Raw genomic sequence first — 5,948 nt, 5'->3', positions numbered from 1 at the left:
GAGCCGACGCATGATTCTCGATGAGGAGGCGTCTTGGTGCACACTTGCCGCCTCCTCATTCCTCTCGAAAAGAAGCCTCGATAAGCCGCTGCTGTCACGCGGTTTCTCTCTTAGCTAAAGACGGATGTGATCAGTACACACTCGTTATATACCAGCTGTTTCATACTACCTTGGGAGTAAAAAGGAATCAGTCAGCAGAGATGGGTCAGATCTCTTTCTGTATCAAGTTTCGGAGCGCATCAATTAGACCATCTGATTGATAGAGTAGATCAAAATTGTTCGTGATCAGGTTGGTAAAATAACTTGTTGGGTCGTCAAACAGGCTTCCGACCACAGCTAATTCTGGGAGGGCATCGAGAATATAAAACAACCCGACAAGGAATAATCCAGTTTGCCCCAATAGCGAACGATTCCACACTCCATGCGCGACAATTTGCGTTCGTCTACGTGTTTGTACTCCTGCCTGTCCCACACGAAGTTCTTCGCCCAACGTCTGATGAACAAGAGTATCAGCATATAGGAACCACAAGTAGACGATACCTGCCGCGATAGCTGTGAGGGGAATACTCGCTTCAACAACTTCGATCAGGTGTAATCCATCCATAGCAAGAGAATACAGCCATCGAGCAGAAGCCAACCCAGCAACTACCGCGGTGACGGTCAGTATCTTGCTGAACCATCCAAGGATTTTCTCTGGAAGAGCAAGCAGAGAAGTTACTGTTTCGTGTGGGTCATAGTCGGGGATTCGACCATACGGCTCGACAGCCCAATCTCGGAGTTCAGGATCGCTATGATCGCTGAAAGCCTCCTGAAATTCGCCAATATCCAAATACGCCATAGCATAGATCTCGACTACCTGCTCTCGCGCAGTTTTCAGATCATCAATCGGGACGAGTGATAGAACAAGTCGGGTCCACAATTCGCCGATCTTGTTCTGCCAAAGTGTGTGAGCCGGGTGTGTTCCTGATTGGCTCGCCATAGTTCTGTTAAGGTGACAGGATAAATAAAACTGCCCGCAAATATCTTTTCAGAGCAATTCAATACACAGCACATTTCGAGGGCCGAATCGTGTTTACGACTGGATTCTCTACAAATCTTCTCGTGGGTCATTTCGGTACTTTATTACAGTAAGTTAGCGTAGTTGTGAGTACAGAATTTGCTGTTGGAAGAATCCGGAAATCATTTCCGCTAATGTCGCGATTTCGGGTGTTTGAGTACGGCGAGCCTTCCAAGCTCATGGCCCGGGTTCAAATCCCGGCCGGCGCATTTCTCGAACGAAGTGAGAGAAATCGCCGCCGAGTTTGAACCCTATCAGTCGCGCGCAGCGAACGGAGTGAGCGAGCACGTCCGATTTCGGTTCAAATCCCGGCCGGCGCACTCCCTTCGGTCGTGCGCCGGCCGTACCCCCGCTCGCTCGCGGGAGTCCCGGCTGGCACATTTTCTGAGTCACTTCGTCGCTTAACGGTCGATTCGTTCCGCTCAGCGAGCCCCCGAACGAGGTAAGAGAACGCTGTAAAGGATTTATACTGCGAGGACGAGGCCCGAGTGTGGTCGGACTCGCACGGGGGACCGTCGAAGTCGTGCCGTATCAGGAGTCGTGGAGCGACGCGTACGACGCGGAGGTGGCTCGGTTACGGAGCGCAGTTGGTGATCGCGTCCGTCAGTTCGAACACATCGGCAGTACCGCGGTCGAGGGGATGGCGGCCAAGCCGATACTCGACGTGCTCGCCGTAGTCGACGAATCGACGACCGCGAGCGACCTCGTCCCAGCGCTCGAAACGCACGGCTACGAACGGCGCCCCGATGAGGTGGACGGGCGGGTGTTCCTCGCGAAGGGACCGCCAGAGAATCGTACGTGCTATCTGTCGATCGCCGAAGTCGGAAGCGCGTTCCACCACGAGAAGATCGCGTTCAGGGACGCGCTTCGGAGCGATCCGGAACTCGCCGAGCGGTACGCCTCGTTGAAACGACGGCTCGCGGCACGGTATCCCGAGAACCGACAGCGGTACACCGCCGAGAAGGGCGCGTTCGTGCGAGCCGTCCTCGATCGACGGGACTGACGCGGTCCGCGGTCGAGGTGCCGTCGGCGAGAGACGGGTTAGCGCCGCGTCACCGTCGACGGCCCCTGCCTCGGGGCCGGGGCTGGGAATCAGAGAGGTCGCCGTGTCGACGCGGGCCCGTTCTTGCCGTCGTCCGAGACGGGTCGCGTCAAGTGGACGGAGTCGCGACCTCGCGGCGCCTCAGTCGTCGTCTGCCGCGGGCTGCTCCGCGCCGGCCTCGGCGGTCGCCTCGTCTCGCGGCCCGCCCGCGTGCCCCTCGTGGGCGACGGCGGTCGCCATGAGGTGCGGCGGGATGGCGGGCACCTCGTCCTCGTCGACCGGACCGTCCTGCGCGATATCCTCCGTCGACCGCGGGAACTCGCGGAGCTCCTTGTGGACCGCGATACCGGCCTTCGCCCCCTGCCCCATCGCGACGGGCACTTGATTGTGGCCGGGCGTGATGTCGCCCACCGCGAAGACGCCGTCCTCGCTGGTGCGGCCGTGGTCGTCGACGTCGATCTCGCCGCCGTCGGTCAGGTCGCAGCCGAGCGCCTCGGCGAGCGCGGTGTTGTAGTCGGAGCCGTACATCGGGAACCCGCCCCGGTACTCGCGGCGGGTGCCGTCCTCGAACTCCATCGCTTCGAGCCAGCCGGAGTCGGGATCGTTCTCGACGCCCGAGATGTCGTCGTGAACGACCTCGACCGGGTGCGCCTCCAGCTGCGCCGCGGTCTCATCGCTCCACGTCGGCTCCGCGCCGCGCGTCAGGAGGTCCACGTCGTCGGTCATGTTCAGCATGATCATCGCGACGTGCGCGGCGGCCTCGCCGTGACCCATCACGTACACCGGCTCGTCGACGAACATGTAGGCGTCACAGTGGAGACACCAGTGGAGCCCCTTCGCGTTCCGCGGGAGCGGCGGCTCCGGGCGCTCGTCGGAGAAGCCCGTCGCGAGGACGACGCGGTCCGCGAGGATCTCGCTGTCGTTCGTGGACAGGCGGAACCGGTCGTCGTCGGTGCGCTCGACGTCGGTGACGAAGCCGCGCTCGAAGGTGCCGCCGTACGACTGTACCTGCTCGCGCCCGGTGGCGAGCAGCTCGTTCCCGGACACTTCCTCCGTGACGCCGATCACGTTGTGGGTGTCGGCCATCATCGCGGCGCGGCCGCCGCCGCGGTCGATCAGCACCGTCTCGTGCCCCAGGCGGGCACCGTACAGCGCGGTCGTCAGCCCCGCCGGCCCGCCGCCGACCACCGCGATCTCGTACTCGTCGTCGGACGAACTCATTACCCGTGATACGCGCTCCGCCGGTTTAAATGGCGCCGTGGTGTGCGCGCCCCGCGACCAGCCACCGCTGGCGCGACCGTCCCGCGCTACTCGAAGTGCGCGTCCCGCCGCCGCCCGGAGCGACGCCGTCAGACCGCAGGACTCCGAGGCGGGACGAGGGGAAGGCGGTCCGGACGTTTATGAGGTCGTACCGCGTCTGGCCAGTCAGTGCCCTCTCGCCTCGCCATCGCCGTCGGCCTCCTGATCGTCGGGGCGGCCGCCGACGTCGGAACGACGTACGTCGCGCTCACCGGGAGCGAGTACGTCGAGGGGTCGCCGGTCGGCCGCCTGTTCATCTCCCGGTTCGGCCTCCTCGGCGGGATGCTCCTCACGAAGGCCGTCGGGATGGCGGTCATCGGCGTTCCGGTCGCGGTCGCCGGCGGGACGCGGCGGTTCGTCGCGACGCTGATGTGCGGCGGCGTCGGCGCGCTCTCGCTGGCGGTCGCCGCCCGAAACCTCCTGTTCGTCGCCGGACTGTGGCCGTGACTCCGCGATCGTGGGCGGGGTCGCTTCGTTGGGCGGAGTCGCCTCGCTGAGCCCGGTCGCCTCGCTGACCCCGAAGCGAGCCGACCGGCGGGCGCGGCCGCCGCGACCCCAGCCGTTTTGCGTCACCGGCCACAGGCGAACGTATGTCACGACAGTCCGCTCCGGCGCCGTCCCCGCCGGAGACCAGACGCGAGGTCGTCACGGAGACGCTCCACGGGATCGACGTCGACGACCCGTACCGGTGGCTCGAAGGCGACGACGCGGCGGTCAGCGAGTGGGCCGATGCCCAGAACGACCACGTCGACGCCGCGCTCGACGACGCCCTCCGCGACCGCCTCCGCCCGCGCTTCGCGGACCTCGTCGAGGTGGCCGACTACGGTCCGATCAGCGTTCGCGAGGGCCGGTACTTCGCAACGGTCCGCGAGCCCGGCGCGGACCACGCTCGGCTCGTCGTCCGCGACGCGCCGGACGGCACCGACCGCGTCCTCGTCGACCCGAACGCGTGGGCGGCGAACCGCGATGGCGACCGCCCGCCCCGGTCGATGGCGTGGTACGTCCCCTCCCACGACGGCGAGCGCGTCGCGGTCGGCGTCACCGACGGGGGCGACGAGAACTACGACGTGCGCGTCCTGTCGGTCCCTGATCCGAGCGACTCCGGAGTTGAGTCTCCGGAGGCCGAGGGATACGGCCCGGGCGTCGAAGAGATCGCGTCCCTCCCCGAGCGCGGCCGCGTCAACGCCGGGAGCCTCGCGTGGACGGCCGACGACGAGGGGCTCGTCTACGTCGCCACCGGCGGCGCGGCCGACGGCGCGCAGATGGACAAGGAGATCCGCCGGTTCCGGTTCGCGGACGGCCCCGACGCGGAGTCGGTCCTCCTCGAACACGACGACCAGCACGTCTGGCCGCGCGTGACCGTTGACCCGGACTCGGGACTGCTCGCGGTCGCTTTCTCCGAGATGGTGGGCGGCACCGAGTGGTACGTCCGAGTCGACGGCGACCTCCGGCCGGTCCTGACCGACACCGACGCCGAGACCTCCGTCCGGTTCCACGACGGAACAGCGTTCGTCTCGACGGACCACGGCGCACCCCGGCGACGGCTGCTCGCCTGCTCCGTCGACCGCTTCCGCGAGGGGGACCTCTCGTTCGAGGAGTGCCGCGAGGTCCTCCCCGGCGGCGAGGGGATCCTCCAGTCGGTCGTGCCGACCCCGGATCGCCTCCTCGTCCACCGCCAGCGGGACGCCCACTCGCGGCTCTCTGTCCACGACCGCGACGGGACGCACCTCCGAGACGTCTCGCTGCCGTCGTACTGCTCTGTCACGTGGGTCTCCGGGAACCGCGACGCGCCCGAGGCGTTCTTCGGCCTGACCGGCTTCGACCGCCCGCCGGCGGTTCGGAAACTCGACCTCGCCGACGAATCGCCGGGCGAAGGCGACGGGGTCGGCGAGGGCGGCGACGCGCCCGAACTCGCGTCGGCGGAGGTCGACTCGGTGGACCTCCCCGTTCCCGACGACCTCGTCGTCGAACAGCGGTTCGTCGACTCGACGGACGGCGCCGAGGTGCCGGTGTTCGTCTGCTACCGCGAGGAAGTGAACGTTGAGGGTCCCCGTCCGACCGTGCTGTACGGCTACGGCGGATTCCGCAACAGCATCACGCCCTCGTTCGGCCGGTTCCGGCTCCCGTTTCTCGCCGACGGCGGCGCGTTCGCGGCGGTGTGCGCCCGCGGCGGCTACGAGTACGGCGAGCCCTGGCACGAGGCCGGCATGCTGGAAGACAAACAGCACACCTTCGACGACTTCGTCGCGGCGGGCGAGGCGCTCTGCGAGTCGGGGCTCACCGACGCGGACCACCTCGCGGTCGCCGGCGGGTCGAACGGAGGGCTCTCGGTCGGCGCGGTGGTCACCCAGCGCCCGGACCTGTGGGCGGCCGCGCAGTGCGCGGTCCCGCTGCTGGACATGCTCCGGTTCCACCGGTTCCTGCTCGGCGAGTCGTGGACGACGGAGTACGGTCACCCCGAGGACCCGGAGGCGTTCGAGTATCTCAAGGAGTATTCGCCGTACCACAACGTCGATCCCGACGCGACCCACCCGCCCGTCTACTTCACCA

5 protein-coding genes are annotated in these 5,948 nt (G+C 65.9%); 3 read left to right on the top strand and 2 right to left on the bottom strand.

The features are described from left to right. Positions 1–205: 205 nt before the first annotated feature. Positions 206–979 carry a hypothetical protein gene (locus EXE41_RS18170; RefSeq protein ID WP_137691742.1) on the bottom strand — a complete coding sequence of 258 codons (774 nt, stop codon included), beginning with the start codon at positions 977–979 and terminating at the stop codon, positions 206–208. A 568-nt stretch (positions 980–1,547) separates the two neighbouring features. On the opposite strand from EXE41_RS18170, the gene EXE41_RS18165 reads away from it, so the two are divergent. Continuing rightward, positions 1,548–2,060 (top strand): GrpB family protein, encoded by a 513-nt coding sequence (locus EXE41_RS18165; protein WP_086216967.1) that lies wholly within the window; start codon positions 1,548–1,550, stop codon positions 2,058–2,060. Positions 2,061–2,240: 180 nt separating this feature from the next. Here EXE41_RS18165 and EXE41_RS18160 read toward each other — a convergent pair whose 3' ends face one another. Then, positions 2,241–3,320, bottom strand: a complete 1,080-nt coding sequence (locus tag EXE41_RS18160) for an NAD(P)/FAD-dependent oxidoreductase (protein ID WP_094520933.1) — start codon at positions 3,318–3,320, stop codon at positions 2,241–2,243. 207 nt (positions 3,321–3,527) lie between these two features. Here EXE41_RS18160 and EXE41_RS18155 point away from each other — a divergent pair, with 207 nt between their 5' ends. Then, positions 3,528–3,845, top strand: coding sequence for a hypothetical protein (locus EXE41_RS18155; RefSeq protein WP_049933489.1), 318 nt, complete (start codon positions 3,528–3,530; stop codon positions 3,843–3,845). A gap of 143 nt (positions 3,846–3,988) precedes the next feature. Further along, positions 3,989–5,948: prolyl oligopeptidase family serine peptidase (locus EXE41_RS18150; RefSeq protein WP_137691741.1), on the top strand; the 1,960-nt coding region annotated here is incomplete at its 3' end.

The sequence above is a fragment of the Halorubrum sp. SD690R genome (assembly GCF_005435035.1).
Taxonomy (GTDB): Archaea; Halobacteriota; Halobacteria; order Halobacteriales; family Haloferacaceae; genus Halorubrum; species Halorubrum ezzemoulense.
The sequence above is the reverse complement of the archived record's forward strand: the minus strand, read 5'-3'. Positions and strand labels throughout refer to the sequence as shown.

Excerpts from the sequence above, each read along its gene's own strand:
- EXE41_RS18170 (WP_137691742.1), bottom strand. The coding sequence starts at position 979 with ATGGCGAGCCAATCAGGAACACACCCGGCTCACACACTTTGGCAGAAC.
- EXE41_RS18160 (WP_094520933.1), bottom strand. The coding sequence starts at position 3,320 with ATGAGTTCGTCCGACGACGAGTACGAGATCGCGGTGGTCGGCGGCGGG.